General features: G+C 35.3%; 10 protein-coding genes. 9 read left to right on the top strand and 1 reads right to left on the bottom strand.

All coding sequences use genetic code 11. From position 1 onward, the window contains the following. The first annotated feature begins 65 nt into the window (after nt 1-65). The 9 genes from infB (at nt 66) to pckA (ending at nt 16,883) form a co-directional block, all read left to right on the top strand. Entirely contained in the window at nt 66-3,032 is a 2,967-nt protein-coding gene (gene infB / locus PMI13_RS19785) for a translation initiation factor IF-2 (RefSeq protein WP_007847165.1), read from the top strand. A gap of 303 nt (nt 3,033-3,335) precedes the next feature. Beyond that, nucleotides 3,336-6,155, top strand: coding sequence for a SusC/RagA family TonB-linked outer membrane protein (locus PMI13_RS19780; RefSeq protein ID WP_007847162.1), 2,820 nt, complete (start codon nt 3,336-3,338; stop codon nt 6,153-6,155). Nucleotides 6,156-6,166: 11 nt separating this feature from the next. Next, nucleotides 6,167-7,624 carry a RagB/SusD family nutrient uptake outer membrane protein gene (locus PMI13_RS19775; protein ID WP_007847159.1) on the top strand — a complete coding sequence of 486 codons (1,458 nt, stop codon included), beginning with the start codon at nt 6,167-6,169 and terminating at the stop codon, nt 7,622-7,624. Nucleotides 7,625-7,757: 133 nt separating this feature from the next. Continuing rightward, a complete protein-coding gene (locus PMI13_RS19770; RefSeq protein WP_007847157.1) occupies nt 7,758-9,692 on the top strand; it encodes a putative porin in 1,935 nt (644 codons plus the stop codon). A 15-nt stretch (nt 9,693-9,707) separates the two neighbouring features. Next, nucleotides 9,708-11,294 carry a bacillithiol biosynthesis cysteine-adding enzyme BshC gene (gene bshC, locus PMI13_RS19765; protein ID WP_007847155.1) on the top strand — a complete coding sequence of 529 codons (1,587 nt, stop codon included), beginning with the start codon at nt 9,708-9,710 and terminating at the stop codon, nt 11,292-11,294. 37 nt (nt 11,295-11,331) lie between these two features. Then, complete coding sequence (locus PMI13_RS19760) at nt 11,332-13,278, top strand: LysM peptidoglycan-binding domain-containing protein (RefSeq protein WP_007847152.1); 1,947 nt, start codon at nt 11,332-11,334, stop codon at nt 13,276-13,278. Nucleotides 13,279-13,347: 69 nt separating this feature from the next. Beyond that, the gene (fabD, locus tag PMI13_RS19755) at nt 13,348-14,223 is read left to right on the top strand and encodes an ACP S-malonyltransferase (protein WP_007847150.1); all 876 of its coding nucleotides are present in this window, start codon (nt 13,348-13,350) and stop codon (nt 14,221-14,223) included. 10 nt (nt 14,224-14,233) lie between these two features. After that, nucleotides 14,234-15,139 carry a GYDIA family GHMP kinase gene (locus PMI13_RS19750; protein ID WP_007847142.1) on the top strand — a complete coding sequence of 302 codons (906 nt, stop codon included), beginning with the start codon at nt 14,234-14,236 and terminating at the stop codon, nt 15,137-15,139. A 127-nt stretch (nt 15,140-15,266) separates the two neighbouring features. Next, nucleotides 15,267-16,883, top strand: a complete 1,617-nt coding sequence (pckA, locus tag PMI13_RS19745; RefSeq protein ID WP_007847140.1) for a phosphoenolpyruvate carboxykinase (ATP) — start codon at nt 15,267-15,269, stop codon at nt 16,881-16,883. Between the two features lie 130 nt (nt 16,884-17,013). Here pckA and PMI13_RS19740 read toward each other — a convergent pair whose 3' ends face one another. After that, nucleotides 17,014-17,424, bottom strand: coding sequence for a type II 3-dehydroquinate dehydratase (locus PMI13_RS19740; RefSeq protein ID WP_007847139.1), 411 nt, complete (start codon nt 17,422-17,424; stop codon nt 17,014-17,016). Nucleotides 17,425-17,833 lie beyond the last annotated feature (409 nt).

The following is a 17,833-nucleotide window of genomic DNA, read 5'->3' as shown; positions in this document are numbered from 1 at the left end:
ATTTTAATAAACAGTAAAAAGAAATACTTTAATTTTAAGAATTAAAAAAACAGTAAATAATATAGATGCCAAAAATTAGATTAAATAAAGCGGTTAAGGAATTCAACATATCGATGTCCCGACTAGTGGAGTTTTTACAATCCAAGGGCTTCGAGGTTGAAAGCAATCCTAACGCTCAATTAGAAGAAGCGGCATATTCTGCATTGGACGCTGAGTTTGCCAAAGATGGTGAACAACGTAAAGCTTCCCATGAGGTGGTGATCACGAAAGTTCCGGAAGAAAAGCTGGAAATTGAAGAAAAGAAAACCCCTGAAGTAATAAGAGCTAAAGCTAATAAACCTGAAACTAAAATTTTAGGTAAAATAGACTTAGAAACTAAAAAACCTGAAGTTGAAGAAGCTCCCGTTGCTACACCTGTAGCAAAACCGGTTGAAGAAAAGAAAGAAGAAGCAGTGGCACAGGAACCGGAAGTTAAAGCAACACCTGAAAAGCAGGAATTCAAAGTTTTAGATAAAATTGATCTGTCTCAAATAGAATCTAGAAACAGACCTGCTAAAAAAGATAAACCAAAAGTGGAAGAGAAAAAAGCAGAGGAAAAACCAATTGAGCCTGTGAAAGAAGCTCCAAAACCGGTTGTAGAGCAACCTGTAGCTAAACCTGTTGAGGTTAAAGCTGAACCTCAGAAAACTGAAACTGAAACTGAACCTCAGTCTCAGGAACCACAAAAAATTGAGACAGTCTATCAAAAACTTGATGGGCCTAAAATTGTTGGTGAAAAAATTGATCTGACTCAGTTTGCCCCGAAACCAAGCTCAGGAGCAAAAAAGAAAAGAAAAAGAATTGAAAAACCGGGTGGCCCTAATCAACAAAACCAAGGTAACAATCAACAAGGCGGAAACAACAACAATAACCAGCAAGGTGGCGGAAACAGACCTCAGGGTGGAAACCAGGGGAACCGTCCTCAAGGGCAAGGTGGACAAGGAAATCGTCCTCCTGGTCAAGGTGGTCAGGGAGGAAACCGTTTTGGGAATAATAATCAGGGAAACCGCCCTCCCGGACAAGGTGGCGGATTCAAGAAGGGAGGACAGAATAACAGACCCGGACAAAGAGTTATGCCTGTTGAATTAACTGATGAACAGGTTAAAAATCAGATTAAGGAAACCCTTGAAAAGCTTACCAACAAAGGTGGTAAATCTAAATCTGCTAAACACAGAAAAGACAAGAGAACTTTCCGTAGAGAACAAGATGAACGTCAGCAGGAAATTGACGCTCAGGACAGAACATTAAAAGTTACAGAGTTTATTACCGTAGGCGAATTAGCCAGCTTAATGAATGTTTCACCCACAGAAGTGATTTCTGCTTGTTTCTCATTGGGAGTAATGGTAACAATGAACCAAAGACTTGAAGCAGATACCTTACTATTGGTTGCTGATGAATTTGGTTACAAAATTGAATTCTCAGATGCTGATCTTGAAGAAGTAGAATCTGAAGAGGATATGGATACCGAGGAGGATCTTTCTCCAAGAGCTCCGATTGTAACGGTAATGGGACACGTTGACCACGGTAAGACATCACTGCTTGACTACATCAGAAAAACCAATGTTATTGCTGGTGAGTCCGGAGGTATTACTCAGCATATTGGTGCTTATAACGTGAAATTAGAGAACGGGCAGAGAATTACATTCTTAGATACACCGGGTCACGAAGCGTTTACAGCAATGAGAGCCAGAGGTGCCCAGATCACTGATATTGCAATTATCGTAATTGCAGCTGATGATGATGTGATGCCTCAGACAAGAGAAGCAATTTCCCACGCACAGGCTGCCGGAGTACCAATGATTATTGCTTTGAACAAAGTTGACAGACCCAATGCGAATCCCGATAATATTCGTCAACAGCTTTCCGGGATGAATATCCTTGTGGAAGAATGGGGTGGAAATGTTCAGGCGCAGGAGATTTCTGCAAAATTTGGTAATAATATGGATATTCTATTGGAAAAAGTATTGCTTCAGGCAGAAATGCTTGATCTAAAAGCTAATCCGAATAGAAATGCCCAGGGAGTTGTTATTGAAGCTTCATTAGATAAAGGAAGAGGATATGTTGCCACGATGTTAGTACAGACAGGAACATTAAGAGTTGGAGATTATGTAGTGGCAGGTAAAAACCATGGTAAGGTAAAAGCTATGCTTGATGAAAGAGGTAGAAACCTTGCAGAAGCAGGCCCATCTATTCCTGTAACCATTTTAGGTCTGGACGGAGCTCCTACGGCAGGTGATAAGTTCAAGGTGTATGAAGATGAGAGCGAGGCTAAAACAATTGCCAACAAGAGAGAACAGCTTCAGAGAGAACTTTCTATCAGAACGAAGAAGCATACAACTCTTGAAGAACTCGGACGAAGAATTGCATTAGGTGAGTTCAAAGAATTGAATATTATCTTAAAAGGTGACGTTGATGGTTCGGTTGAAGCATTATCAGATCAGTTACAGAGATTATCCACAGCAGAGATCAATGTAAATATTCTTCATAAAGGTGTTGGACAGATCACAGAATCTGATGTCAACTTAGCAACAGCCTCAGATGCGATTATTATCGGATTTAATGTAAGAGCTGGTGCAAATGCTAAAGAATTAGCGGAGAAAGAAGAAATTGAAATCAGAACATATTCTGTAATCTATGCTGCTATTGATGAAGTAAAAGAAGCGATGGAAGGTATGCTTTCCCCTGAAATTAAAGAACAGGTAATTGGTAATGTTGAAATTAGAGAAATATTCAAAATCTCTAAAGTAGGAACAATTGCCGGATGTATGGTTCTTTCAGGAAAAGTGACAAGAAATTCCAAAGTAAGAGTATTGAGGGACGGTATCGTGAAGTTTGACGGAGAACTGGAAAGTTTGAAGCGTTTCAAAGATGATGTAAAAGAAGTAACGAAAGGTTACGAATGTGGTTTGAATCTGAAAGGATACAACGATATAGAAGTAGGTGATATTCTTGAAGTTTATGAAGAAGTAGCTGTTAAGAAAAAGCTAAAATAATTCAATTTTTATAGCACAAAAAAACCACTTTTAAAAAAAGTGGTTTTTTTGTTAAAAACAATAATTTGTAATAATTCTAAATAATATTTTAATGATTAGTAGAATTTTGTTAAACATAATTTGATTGATAAATATTCTGTTTTAGTAAAAGAATAAAATGATTTTATCGTTAAATTTCCTTCATTTAAAAATAAATTTAACTATATATTTGGTGTAAACGTAATAATAATCACGTTGTTAAAAAGTTGTTAATGTTAAAATTTATTAACATATTTGCCCTTTTAAATATTAAAATTTGTTAATATGAATGTGAAATTACGTGTATTAAGTGCTGGAGCATTGTTTTTCTTGGGGCAGGCTGTTTTTGCACAGACAACAAAAAGAGATACTCTTCCGAAAGAAAAGCAAATAGAAGAGGTGATAGTTACGGGTTACCGAACTAAAAAAGCAGATGAAATTATTCAGGCACAATCTGTTGTTTCTTCTAAAGAATTTTCTCAACAACAAGCCACATTGTCTATGACAAATATGCTTCAGGGTAAAGCTCCCGGAGTTTTAGTACAGGCTAGTAGTGGACAGCCAGGAAATGGAGGATCAATTACAATACGTGGGTTTTCTGGATTGTCGAATTCTGATCCCCTAGTAGTAATTGATGGAATGTATTCTTCGATAGCTCAATATAATGCATTAAATCCTAGTGATGTAGAATCAGTTACTATATTGAAAGACGCTGCATCAACATCTCAATATGGTTCGAGAGCATCTTCAGGCGTTCTTGTTGTTACTACTAAAAAAGGGATTAGCGGTAAGACTTCATATATGTTCCAAACTAGATTCGGATTTTCGAAAAAAGTTTCTGATAAAGAGCTTAATTTTCAAATGATGGATGCTAACCAAAAATTGAATTGGGAAAATTCAATTGCAGATGCAGTTGGAATCGCTCCTTATACACCTTCTGAAATAGCAGAACTTTCAGCATTAAATCATGATTGGCAAAAAGATGTTTTACAAAGTTCTTCTGAAGAATCATATTTATTCAGCGCAAGTGGGGGAAATAATAAAAATTTATTTTATTACTCACTAGGATACGATCATAATTCTGGTATTATCCGTTATTTAGATGGATTGAAGAGATATACTGCAAGATTTAATTTTGAAAGTCAGTTGTCTGATAAATTAAGGATGGGGGTTAATACTTCATTACAATATCAGATTACTCAAAATCAAAGAGACAGATATAATGCTCAAAACCCTATTTATTTCATGTATGCAGCAAATCCTTATGAAACAGTTTTTGATGCTGATGGAGAATATAACTTAACTGGAGCAGGCTTTCCTGTTTTAGGTGCTTTACAAAATAACCCTAATTATAATAAAAATTTAAGACTTAATGGAAGTCTATTTGGAGAATATAAGTTTACAAACTATTTAAAGTTTAGATCTACATTATTAGGTACTTATGCTCAACTTAAAACACCGTCTGCTATTTATAAAGGTTCTTATCTAGATACAGTATTAGGGTATAACGGATGGTTTTCACTAGCAAATAATGATATCTTCAATTATACAATAAATAATAGATTAGATTTTGATAAATCGTTTGGTTCACATAACATCAGTGCAACAGCATTTCATGAGTTTTATTATGCTTTAAGCAATACTTTGGCAACATCTAAACAAGGTATAAATAATCCTAAATTAGACCCGTTCCAGATGACAAATTATGCGACTCCACTTACTGCGACAGGTACTAAAACTGTATATACATTAAACTCATTTGCAGGATTACTTGATTATAATTTTGATAAAAAATATTTTGCAAGTGCTTCCTTGAGAACTGATGCAAGTTCGAGATTTGGAGAAAACAATAAGTATGGAACATTTTGGAGTGTAAGTGGAGGATGGAATATTGCTAAAGAAAACTTTTTAGCCGATACCAAATTATCTACATTAAAATTAAGAGCATCTTATGGAACAGTAGGAAATGATGCTCCAATTCCTGATTATCAAAATTATGATTATGCTTCTTTTGGTCTGTATGGGACTACACCAACAACATTTATAAATACTGTCGGAAATCCAGATTTAAAATGGGAAGTTGCGAAAATGCAGAACTACGGAGTAGATTTTGTATATGCCAACAGATTGAGGGGTTCTCTTGAATATTTTATTACAAAAAGATCTGATTTTTTACAACAGGTTTCAGGGACTGATACTAAAGGAGGATATGTATATTATAGTAACGTTGGTGATTTAGAGAATAAAGGTATAGAAGCTGAGCTTTCTTATGACGTTATTAAAAATTCTAATTGGTCATGGAATGTTCATGGTAATATCTCGAATGTTAAAAATAAATTATTAGCATTAAAAGACGGGGAAACTGAAAGAATAACTGGAGCTTATAATGATAGCGTTTTAAAAGTTGGAGAGGTACCTTATCTTTTTAAAATGGTTAGATATGCTGGTGTAAATCCAGATACTGGAGAAGCATTATATTATACTAATAGAGAAACAGCAAGTCAGGGAGAAACTTTCTATAATTTAGAAGGCGGTAAAGCTACTAATGTATATAATGGTTCTGACGCTCAGATTCTTGATGGGAAATCTCCTTTTCCTAAAGTATTTGGAGGGTTTGGAACATCTTTCTCTTACCAAAATTTTGATCTTAGTGCTGAGTTCACCTATAAATATGGTGGATGGGCTGTGAACATGGCTGAGTTAGACAGATTGGATCCTGCACAGTACAATACTAATAAAAGTACAGATGCTGTAAACTTCTGGCAAAAACCGGGTGATACTAACGTTCTTCCGAAACCTACTTCTTCTGGGTTATATTCTACTGATTATTTCCTTCAAAAAACAGACTATATCAGATTTAGAAGTTTAAGTTTGGGTTATACTTTTGATAAGAACTTCTTAGGGGATAAATCATTCATTGAATCATTTAGAGTATACATACAAGGTCAAAACCTTTATATATGGACTAAATTTAAGGGAGATCCAGAGGCAGCAGTTGGTTTAGCTGAAAGTAACACAGCGGCTAATACAGTGCCAAATTCATATTATGCTTATACTTATCCAATTCAAAAAACATTTTCAATTGGGTTTGATATTAAATTCTAAAAATATTTACAATGAAAAAGATAAAATATATAGTTGCGACATTAGTGTTTTTAACTGTGGTTAATTCTTGTGATAGAGAACTAGACCAAACATCTCCTCAAAAAGTATTAACGGATGATGTCTTCACGGACATTGCTGCATTTCAGTCTGCAGAAGATGCTGCATATGACGCTATGAAAGCTACAGGTTATTTTGGAGGAGATACAAGTCAGTTAGGAATTCCTGATGAAATTTCTGATAACTTAGTAATCAGTCCTACTGGAAGACAAACCAATTTTTTAGCTTATAACTGGAATATTGCGTCGACAATCGGATCAGTAACCAACTTATTCATAGCCGGATATTCTGCAATTAGTAATGCTAATCTTCCTTTGAAATATATAAATAATTTACCTGATGGGGCTGCTAAAAATGACATAATAGCACAGAGTAGAGCAATCAGAGCAATGATCCATTTTGATTTAGTAAGAGCATATTGTAAAATTCCAACTCAAAGTAGTGATGCAAATGCTTCTATAGGAATTGATTATGAGACTACTTATGACCCTTTTGGAAAGTCAGAAGGACGAAAGCTAACAGTTGCCCAGGTTTATGATAAAATAATTGAAGATTTAAATTTTGCAGTTAATAATATTACAACATCAACAGTAAACAAAGGAAGATTAACTAAACCTGCTGTTTTAGGTTTATTATCAAGAGTATATCTTTATAAAGGAGATTATCAAAATGCAATTAATTTTGGGCAGCAATCAATTGCGGCATCTCAAAGTGTAGGTTCTGCTGCTACCTTTCCTTTAATTTGGTCATCAAATAATGTTGATGGAGTATTATTTAAAGTACTTAATTCTACTACAGAAGCAGTTACAACAGGTGTAGTATATCAACAGGGAGCAACAGCGACTGGAGGGAATATACGAGCTGAATATGTTGTGCCAAAATCTTTATATAATCTATTTGCAGATAATGATATCAGAAAAACAGCTTATATCAGACAGAGTGCATATCAAGGAACTTTGAGAAACAATGTTATTAAGTGGGCTGTTAACACAGGTGGTCAAACACCATTAAATGTTGTTGAAGTAAAATATTTAAGAACTGCAGAAGTATATTTAAATGTTGCTGAATCGGCATACAAAACAGGAAATGAAGCATTAGCTAACTCATTGTTAAATACTTTAAAAGCTGAAAGATATACTAATTATACACCAGTAACTTTAACAGGAACTGCTCTATGGAATGAGATTATGCTACAAAGAAGACTGGAGTTAGCATTTGAAAATGATAGATTCTATACACTTAAGCGTTTAGGATTGGGATTACAGAGGACTGGCGAAGGAGCTAATATTGATGGAACAGGAGTACCAGCTGTTACACAAAGTGTTCCTGCGTCTGATTACAGATGGCAATGGCCAATTCCTCAAGGTTCAATTAATAAAGATCCTGGATTGCCACAAAACACAGGTTATTAATCAACAATAATCATATAATCTAAAGCCCTGCTCAAAGCAGGGCTTTTTATTTCCTTTTATTTCTTATTTTTGCTGTACAAAATACAAAGCCTTTTTAAAATAGCTTCGGTTTTTGAACAATATAAATAAATGCATGAAATACCTATTTCTTATCATATTCTTCAGTCTCACGGCTCAAGCACAGGTTGTCAATAAAACAGACTCAAACCAGCTTCCGAAGAAGGGTGAAGATACCTTAGTTATAGACTCGGGGAAAAAGGACTCTTTAAAAATTTTCAAACCCACAATCAATGATTACCAGTATCAGACCCAGTTTTCTGAAAAGAAAATCTTTGATACGGTGATGACTTTCGAGAAAACACACATATTTTCCCAGTACAACAATAAAGACAATTTCGGAAGAATACAGTTTTCCAATATTGGTTCAGGATTTAATCCGCTTTCCTATGAAGTAAATGCTGAACAGAATTTGGCTTTGTTACCGTCCAATAAATCCTATGGGATTTTAGGAATCAATGATGTCAGATATTATGATGTGAAAACCCCTACAGCTACCTTTATTTATCATAACTCTATGAAAAACGGGGCAGCTTTGAAATCTACCTATACCCAGAATATCGGGAAGAGATTTAATTTCGCATTAGAATATATGGGCCTCCGTTCACAAGGTCTGTATAGAAATTCATTAGCATCTAATAACAATACGCTATTTTCAGGACATTATATAAGTAAAAGCGGAAACTATGAATTATTTGCGCACTACTTACACCAGAATGTAAACAATCAGGAAAATGGCGGGATTGTTGAAGATGATCTTTTTCAGGAAGGAAACAGTGATTTCAGAAACAGGCTCAATGCAGAAGTGAATCTGGCATCTTCAAGCTCACAGTTTTCCTATAGAAGATACTATTTAAGCCACCAGTTTACCCCTTTTAATTCAGAGAAATTTCCTTTCAGAATCAGACACACGATTTTTAATCAAGGGAATAAATATTATTATGCCCAGGATGCTTTAGAAGGATATTGGTATGATGTTCCGTCTGAGATTGTCAGTAATTTCCCTCTTTCAACAAAAAAATATTCAAACAACCTGAGCAATACGGTAAGTCTGGTTTGGGATAATGAAAAATTCAAGCTTGATGCCGGAGTTCGTTATCAAATGCTGAAATTTGGGTCAACTCAGATTACTTTACCGATTTTAGAAATTCCAGATGAAATTAAAGAAAACAGGATCGGAGCAGTTGGGAATCTTCAGGTAAAACTTTTAGATAAAATCCAGCTAAATTCATTTGTAGAATTTTCCAATGGAAGCCAGTTCGGAAACTATGTGAAAACAACAAATAATTTAAAATTTGAACCGATCAAAGATTATTTTGTTAATGCTAAAGTAAATTTCCAGAGTGCCTATCCATCTTTTAATTATCTTATAAATACCTCAATATATAATAACCTGAATTATTATCTTCAGAATGCTAAAAATCAATCGATCACTGAAATCGGGGGGAATATTAATCTGAAATGGTTCAAGACGGAATTATTTGTCAACTATTTCAGGATTGATAATTATACCTATTTGGATCGTTCTGCGATGCCGAAACAGAGCCAGAGCTCATTGAATATTTCTCAGATCGGAGGAGATGCAACGTTCAGTTATGGTAATTTTCATTTAAATACAAGAGTTCAGTTCCAGAATGCTTTAACGAATAAAGAATTATATCCTATGCCTGGATTTATAGGCCGGGCTAACTTCTTTTACCAGGCTAAAGCGTTTAAAAAGGCCGCAGAAGTTCAGGCAGGTATAAAAGTATATTACTTCTCGAAGTTTGCTTCAAGAGATTATTCGCCGATGCTGAACGAATACCTTCTGCCGAATTCCAACTCATTTTCAATAGGAGGACAGCCCATTGCTGATATCTACTTTAACATGAAAGTAAAGAAAATGTTCTTCTTTATCGAAGGACAGCAGATCGGTACCCTTCTTTCACATAATAAAGCCTATGCATTTCCACATTATCCGGTTTACGACTTTAGACTGAATATCGGGATTGTATGGTATTTGTTCAACTAAAAAACTCAGTTAAAGTTGAAAACAATCAATAAAATATCGTTTACCGATATCGAGAGTATACCTCAGTTAATAAAAGATTTTTTAAATCATAAAATTGAAGGTTTCGAAGAAAGTACTTTTTCTTTGGATCATTTCAGGAAGCAGATTCATTTAAAACAGGAATCTTTCACATCAGAACAAAGAAATGTTTTATCTGATGCTTTTGAAAAACAGCTTTCAAACCTTATCTTGTCTGCAAGGCAAAAAGAAAATATAGAAAATTTAAAACAGCCGAACACGTTCACGATTACTACAGGGCATCAGCTGAACCTCTTTTCGGGCCCTGTTTTCTTTGTCTATAAAATTTTGCAGACGATTAAAACCTGCACTTATTTAAAAGAAAACTTCCCCGATTTTGATTTTGTACCGATATATTGGATGGCCTCGGAAGACCATGATTTTGCCGAGATCAATCATTTCAAAACGGAAAATAATTATTACGAAATTAATGAGAAATCCGGCGGGCCGGTTGGAAGAATCAAGATCAATGATACATTTTTCATTTCTGAATTTGAGAAAGAATTTAAAGATTCTATTTTCGGAACAGAGCTGACTTTAATGCTGAAAGAAGCATATAAAACAGGAAATACATTGACAGATGCTATTAAAACATTGGTCAACAGGCTTTTTTCTGATTTAGGATTATTAATTCTTGATGGTGATTCTAAAGAGCTGAAAACTCAGGTCAAAGATATTTTCAAAGATGAGCTTCTTCATTTCAGTTTACAAAATACCTCAAAAGAAAAAGTAAATTTTCTGACTGCTAAATATGGTAAGGTACAGGTGAATCCAAGAGAAATCAATCTATTCTATTTTTCTGAAACCAGAGACAGGATTGACTTTGATGGCCAGAAATATAATATCATCGATAAAAATATTCAGTTTACGGAAAGCGAAATCATAAACGAACTGGAAAACTCTCCTGAAAAATTTAGTCCGAATGCTTTGATGCGTCCTGTTTATCAGGAAAAAGTACTGCCAAATTTAGCTTATATCGGTGGAAATGCCGAAATCATGTACTGGCTGGAACTGAAAGATTATTTTTCAAAAATCAATATTCCGTTTCCCATTCTTATCCCAAGAAATTCAATGCTGTTTTTAAAAGAAAAAACATTGAAAAAAACAGATAAGCTTAATTTGAAAATTGAAGATTTTTTTCAAAATTTTACGAACCTTACGAATAACAAAATTTTAGAAGATCATGCAATTCTGAAACTGCTTGATGAAAAAGAAAGTCTTTTGGTCAATCAATTTTCTCAGTTAAAATCTGCTGCGGAAACAACAGAGAAATCATTTGGAAATATGGTCCGGGCTGAAGAAATAAGACAGCTTAAATCATTTATGAGAATGAAAAAACGTCTTTTGCATGCAGAAAAAATAAAACAGAACGAATTATTGGAAAGGCTTGAAAATCTTTTCTTAGACGTACATCCTTCCAAAACCTGGCAGGAGAGAGTCTATAATTTTAGTGTGTTTTTTGCAGATTACGGGTATTCGTGGCTTGAAACTTGTTTAGAAGAAATGGTGGTTCAAGAATCCAAATTAATAATTGTTGCCATTTAATTTTAAAGAAGTATTTTTGTAAATATAATTATCGACTATGATAAAGAGGTTTTTTATTCTATCCGGTTTATGTATGGTTTTGGGTGTTTCCGCTCAACAATCCCACACGGTTGTAAAAGGAGATACTCCTTACAATATTGCTAAGAAGTATGGGATAAGTGTAGATGAATTGCTCAGATTAAATCCGAAATTTAAAGATGGTAAGCTGGCAATTGGAGACGTTTTAACCGTTAAATCTGATAAAAAAACAGCTTCAGTTCCTAAAACAGTTGTGGAAAAGCCAAAACCTAATATTTCCCAGACAGGGAAAATTGTTTTGCAGCCTAAACAGACCATTTACGGAATTACAAAACAGTACCGTATCTCAGAAACAGACCTGAGAAAGCTCAACCCTGAGCTTGATTCTCATATGAAAATCGGGGATGAGATTACCCTTCCTCTTGAAAGTATAAAAAAATATGGTGCTGATCAGCAACTGGTAGCTGTGACAACAACAAAACCCGAACCTAAACCTGCAGAGACAACAGTGGAAACACCAGCTGCTCCTGTAGCAGACGGAGAATCATATACCATTCAGTCTAAAGATAATTATTACAGGATTTCAAAGCAATTTGGAATCACTCAGCAGGAGCTTTTTGTTTTAAATCCGGGATTGGAAGAAAAAGGCTTAAAACCGGGAGAAACCATTAAAGTTAAAAAACAGAATACAGAAGTAATTTCTGAGCCTGTTAACCATAAAACGAAAATTGATTCAGGAAACGAAAAATCTTCGGAAAATACTACGGCTGCTGTTTCAGTTTCACAAGATGAATATGTAACCTATACCGTTCAGCAGGGAGATACTGTTTTTTCTATCGTAAATAAATACGGAATCTCAATTGATGAATTAATTGCCCTAAACCCTGATCTTTCAAAAGGCCTGAAAACAGGAATGGTTTTAAAAATTAAAAAACTTGATCCGGGCTATGTGAAAAAGAGCGGTGATGCTCTAAGTGTTGTGCTGATGCTGCCTTTTGGGTATAATACCAATGAAACGCAATACAGGGCTATGGCACTGGATTTCTTAACAGGAGCAAAATTAGCGATTGAAAGAAATGCAGGAAACGGACAAAAATTAGATATCAAAGTGGTGGATTCCGGAAATGAAGCTTCCTTTAAAAATTCATTAACACAGATAAACCCTAATAATACCGATTTGATTATCGGGCCGTTTTTTAAATCCAATGTGATCGATGTCTTAGATTTTACTAAGACCCAGAAAATTCCTGTTGTAGCACCGTTTGCCAACACTCCGGAATTACACAATTACAGTAATCTTGTCATTATTGAGACCAATGACCAGACGTATGCGGATAAAATCGTTGATGAAGTAAAAACAGCATATTCAGATCAAAAGATTTATGTTGTAGCTGACAGTAAAAAGGAGCTGGCCAACTATATTAAAGCCGGTCTTGAAAAAGCAGTTAAAAATCCGAATATAACGATTGTCAGTTCTCCGGCTGAAATACAGTTGGATAAAAATATGATGACCGGCCAGTCAGCACCGGTAATTGCAATCCTGGCAAGTGACAATGACAGTACCGGAGAGGCATTTTCAAATAAAATAATAGCATTGTCAAAAGAAGTACAGGGAATGAAAGCATTCAGCATGTATTTTGTACCGAGCTTTGAGAAAAAAGTAGACGACCTGAGCCAGGCAAGCCTGGTTTATCTGATGGACAGAAAAATTAATACTGAAGGAAGCTTTGAAAAAGAGATCCTGGCTGCATATAAAGCCAAGTATTGTAAAACTCCGGCTAAATATGCGATCATAGGCTTTGATGTAGTGAATGATATGCTGACCAGAGAAAACAAAAAAGGAGAGCTGTTTAAGCAAATGAATAAAGTTCAGACACAGCTGGCTACAAAATTTGAATTCGTAAAATCAAAAGTGAACGGAGCATACGTAAATACCGGCTACCGTGTGATACGTTTAGTTCCTTAAGATATTTATTTATGTTAAATAATATTTTTAACATTATATCTATATTTGCATAATATTTTAAATTAATACATGAAAGCACTTGTATTTCCTGGGCAGGGTTCTCAATTCGTTGGGATGGGAAAAGAATTATATGATTCTCGAAAAGATATAAAGGATTTGATGGAATCTGCCAATGAAATTTTAGGTTTCGACATCCTTTCCATTATGTTTAATGGAACGGACGAAGACTTGAAGAAAACAGAGGTTACCCAACCTTCAATTTTTATACATTCAGTAGCTGTTCTGAAAGCAGTAAACGGTCTTGGAGCAGAAATGGTTGGAGGACATTCTCTAGGTGAATTTTCAGCCTTAGTGGCAAACGGTGTTCTGTCGTTTGATGACGGTCTGAAATTAGTCTCCGAAAGAGCAAAAGCAATGCAGGAGGCTTGTGATGCCAATCCAAGTTCCATGGCAGCAATTTTAGGATTGGAAGATGCTAAAGTTGAAGAAATCTGTGCACAGATCAGCGGAATCGTTGTGCCTGCTAATTACAATTGTCCCGGACAATTAGTGATCTCCGGAGAAACAGCAGCTGTTGAAGAAGCTTGTATAAAATTAAAAGAAGCAGGAGCCAAAAGGGCATTATTATTGCCTGTAAACGGAGCTTTTCATTCCCCATTGATGCAGCCTGCACAGGAAAGGCTGGCCGCTGCTATCGAATTGACCAAATTCAGAAAAGCAACAATTCCTGTTTACCAGAATATTACAACGACAGCCATTACAAATCCTGAAGAGATCAAACAAAACCTGATCGCACAATTAACAGGACCTGTAAAATGGACACAATCTGTTCAGAATATGATTAAAGACGGTGCTGCCAATTTCGTTGAAGTGGGGCCCGGAAAAACGCTTCAGGGATTGATCAAGAAAATTGACGGTTCTGTAGACGTTGCCTCTGCCATCTAAATAAAAAAATATGAGCGGAATATTTTCACCGGGAAAGCTGATGCTTACTTCAGAATATTTCGCGATAGACGGAGCCCTTGTCTTAGCGGTACCTACCAGGCTGGGACAAGAGTTCTTCTTTGATGAAAGGGATGATCAGAAGTCACTTATTTTCTGGGAAGCTTATCATCAGAACAAATTATGGCTGAAAGCTGTCATTGATTTTAAAAGCTGGCAGGTCTTGGAAGCCAATATTCCTTCAGGTGCTGAATTTATTCTAAAAACCCTGAAAAATGTTCAGGATCTTTCTGAAACAAAATTCAAAGGCACTGATTCCTATTACTTAAAGACAAATCTTCAGTTTCCGGCAGACTATGGCCTTGGAAGCAGCTCTACTTTAATGAATAACCTGGCTGTGTGGGCTGAAGTAGATCCTTTTCACTTAAATTCGGTCAGTTTGGGAGGAAGTGGATATGATATTGCAGTGGCAAAAGAGAAATCTGCCGTCCTTTTTCAAAACAAACCCGAAATCAGGTATGAGAAGGTAAACTTTAATCCTTCCTTTAAAAATGAATTGATTTTTATTCATTTAAATCAAAAGCAGGACAGCCGTGAAGGCATTGCGCTTTATAAATCTAAAACAAGGTCTCAAAAACTGGTGAATGAGTTTTCAGATCTCACAAGAAATATTTTGTTATGTGACGGATTAGAGAATTTTTCTCAATTAATGTTCTTTCATGAGCAAAAAATATCTGATTTTATTGAAATTCCTACAGTTAAACAAAAAATTTTCACTGATTGTCCTTCATTTGTTAAAAGTCTTGGTGCCTGGGGTGGAGATTTTGTAATGAGTGCAAAATTTGAAGGGTTTAAGGAGTATTTTTGGGGAAAAGGATTTACGACTATTTTTGATTGGGATGATTTAATTTCTTTATAATCAACTCCTTACGCTAAGGTTTTTTTCTTTGGTATTCTGACTTATATCATTATATTTATCCACCTTTAACAATTAATTAATATTTAATTTTGTTGAACCCAAAAAGAAATAGAAAATATAAAGTAAAATGAAACACGCTAAAATCATCCAGGATTTAGAAAAATTAGGGATTAAAGGAGATTATGAAATGATGTATAATCCTTCTTTTGAGGAATTATATCAGGCTGAAGTATCTTCTGATAATCAAGGCTTTGAGAAGTCTGAGCTTACGGAATCCGGTGCAGTATCTGTACAAACAGGAATTTTCACAGGTCGTTCACCTAAAGACAGATATATTGTTCAGGATGATGTTACAAGAGACACAATTTTCTGGGATGGTAAAGTAAATTTACCTACAACACCGGAGATTTTCCGGTCTTGCAAGGAATTAGTGCTGAACCAGCTTTCAACGTCAAAGAAAATTTATGTAGTAGATGCCTTTTGTGGAACAAACGCAGACACAAGGCTTAAAGTAAGATTCATCGTTGAAGTGGCGTGGCAGGCGCATTTCGTTACTAATATGTTTATCCGTCCTTCTCATTATGAGCTGGAAAACTTCGGAGAACCGGATTTCATCGTAATGAACGGGTCTAAAATAACAAACCCTGATTGGGAAGCGCAAGGATTAAACTCAGAAAATTTTGTGATGTTTAACCTTACTGAAAAATTACAGATTATTGGGGGTACATGGTACGGTGGAGAAATGAAGAAGGGAATGTTTGCCATGATGAATTATTATCTTCCGTTAAAAGGAATGGCTTCAATGCACTGTTCTGCAAACGTAGGTGAAGAAGGGGATGTTGCTTTGTTCTTCGGTCTTTCCGGAACAGGAAAAACAACATTGTCTGCAGATCCGAAAAGATACCTGATCGGTGATGACGAACATGGTTGGGATAACAATGGAGTATTCAATTACGAAGGTGGTTGCTATGCCAAAGTAATTGATTTATCTGAAGAAAAAGAGCCCGATATTTTCAGAGCGATTAAAAGAGATGCGCTTCTTGAAAATGTTGTTGTAAATAACGGTGTTTCTGATTATAAAGACGGATCGATCACAGAAAATACACGAGTTTCTTATCCGATTTACCATATTAATAAGATCGTTTTACCATCTAAAGCAGGGCATGCTAAGAAAATTGTTTATCTTTCTGCTGATGCTTTCGGAGTATTGCCTCCGGTTTCTATCTTAGATGAAAACCAGGCACAGTATCACTTCCTTTGTGGATATACGTCAAAATTAGCAGGAACCGAAAGGGGAATTACAGAACCTGAACCCTCTTTCTCACCTGCATTTGGAGAAGCATTCCTTACATTACATCCAACAATGTATTCTAAAACATTGATAGGTAAAATGAAAGAACACGGAGCTAAAGCTTATCTGGTAAACACCGGCTGGAATGGTACAGGGAAAAGAATTTCCTTAAAAGATACAAGAACGATCATTGATGCAATCATCGACGGTTCTATTGAAAATGCCCCTAAAACAAGAGTTCCGATCATGAATCTTGAGATTCCGACTGCCTTGCCTAATGTTTCGGAAGGTATTTTAGATCCTAGAAATACATACAGCAATGCCACTGAGTGGGAAGAAAAAGCGAAAGATCTTGCTGCAAAATATATCAAAAACTTTGACCAGTACTGCAATACCGAAGAAGGTAAGAAATTAATTTCTTCAGGTCCTCAGTTACAGGAACAAACAATTTAATCAATATAAAGCCTCATCGATCGATGGGGCTTTTTTATATATTCTGCTTTCTTAAACTGCTCTTGAATTCTTACTGAAAATTAAGTTCTGATTATCTGTGAAAATCTGAGTAATCTGTGATTAACATAAACTAATACTGTAAACTAAGAATCGCCAATCGATATCCTTCCATTCCGAAACCGGATAAAACGGCATCGCTACAGGCTGCAGTAACAGATTTCTGACGGAATTCCTCTCTTTTGTAAATATTGCTGATATGTACCTCAATCTTAGGTTTACTGATATTTTTTAAGCAATCGGCAACTGCATAAGAATAATGGGTGAAAGCCCCCGGATTGATCACCACAGCATCAAAATCATCTTCCTGAAGCCTGTTAATCAGCTCTCCTTCAATATTGGACTGATAATAAATCAGTTCATAGGAAGAAAACTCAGATCTCAATTTCTCAAGATAATCTTCCATAGATAAAGTGCCATAGATTTCAGGTTCCCTTGTACCCAATAGATTCAGATTGGGTCCGTTTACTAATAAAACTTTCATACCATAAAATTAAAAACTTTTTTCAATTGGGGAGTAAAGTTATTTTATTTTTAACTTACACACTTCATGGGATAGTGTTTTTTTTAATAACGAACTAAAAATCTAATTAACTAAAAATCTGCCTCACTTTTTTGTTGTGAGACGGATTCATTTATATAAATGTATTACTTATTAAAAATCATCTTACTAGAGTGATATTTTAAAATTGTTGAAACTTTATTTAAATCATAATTGATCTACCATCTGTCATACTGTGAGCATAAAATTCAGTAATTCTTGAAGCTTCTGCCCCTCCATATCTTGCATTCCATGCTTTAAACATACCTGTAGCAAAATGGAGCGAATGTATTCCTTGAACTTGCAACTATTTTTGAGACAAAATTTATATACTCTTTATGCTACATTTTTA

Origin of the sequence: Chryseobacterium populi, assembly GCF_000282115.1 — a bacterium.
In the GTDB taxonomy this organism is placed as follows: Bacteria; Bacteroidota; Bacteroidia; order Flavobacteriales; family Weeksellaceae; genus Chryseobacterium; species Chryseobacterium populi.
The sequence above is the reverse complement of the archived record's forward strand: the minus strand, read 5'-3'. Positions and strand labels throughout refer to the sequence as shown.

Coding starts and splice junctions, on each gene's coding strand:
- infB (WP_007847165.1), top strand. CDS start 66: ATGCCAAAAATTAGATTAAATAAAGCGGTTAAGGAATTCAACATATCG.
- PMI13_RS19780 (WP_007847162.1), top strand. CDS start 3,336: ATGAATGTGAAATTACGTGTATTAAGTGCTGGAGCATTGTTTTTCTTG.
- PMI13_RS19775 (WP_007847159.1), top strand. CDS start 6,167: ATGAAAAAGATAAAATATATAGTTGCGACATTAGTGTTTTTAACTGTG.
- PMI13_RS19770 (WP_007847157.1), top strand. CDS start 7,758: ATGAAATACCTATTTCTTATCATATTCTTCAGTCTCACGGCTCAAGCA.
- PMI13_RS19760 (WP_007847152.1), top strand. CDS start 11,332: ATGATAAAGAGGTTTTTTATTCTATCCGGTTTATGTATGGTTTTGGGT.
- fabD (WP_007847150.1), top strand. CDS start 13,348: ATGAAAGCACTTGTATTTCCTGGGCAGGGTTCTCAATTCGTTGGGATG.
- PMI13_RS19750 (WP_007847142.1), top strand. CDS start 14,234: ATGAGCGGAATATTTTCACCGGGAAAGCTGATGCTTACTTCAGAATAT.
- pckA (WP_007847140.1), top strand. CDS start 15,267: ATGAAACACGCTAAAATCATCCAGGATTTAGAAAAATTAGGGATTAAA.
- PMI13_RS19740 (WP_007847139.1), bottom strand. CDS start 17,424: ATGAAAGTTTTATTAGTAAACGGACCCAATCTGAATCTATTGGGTACA.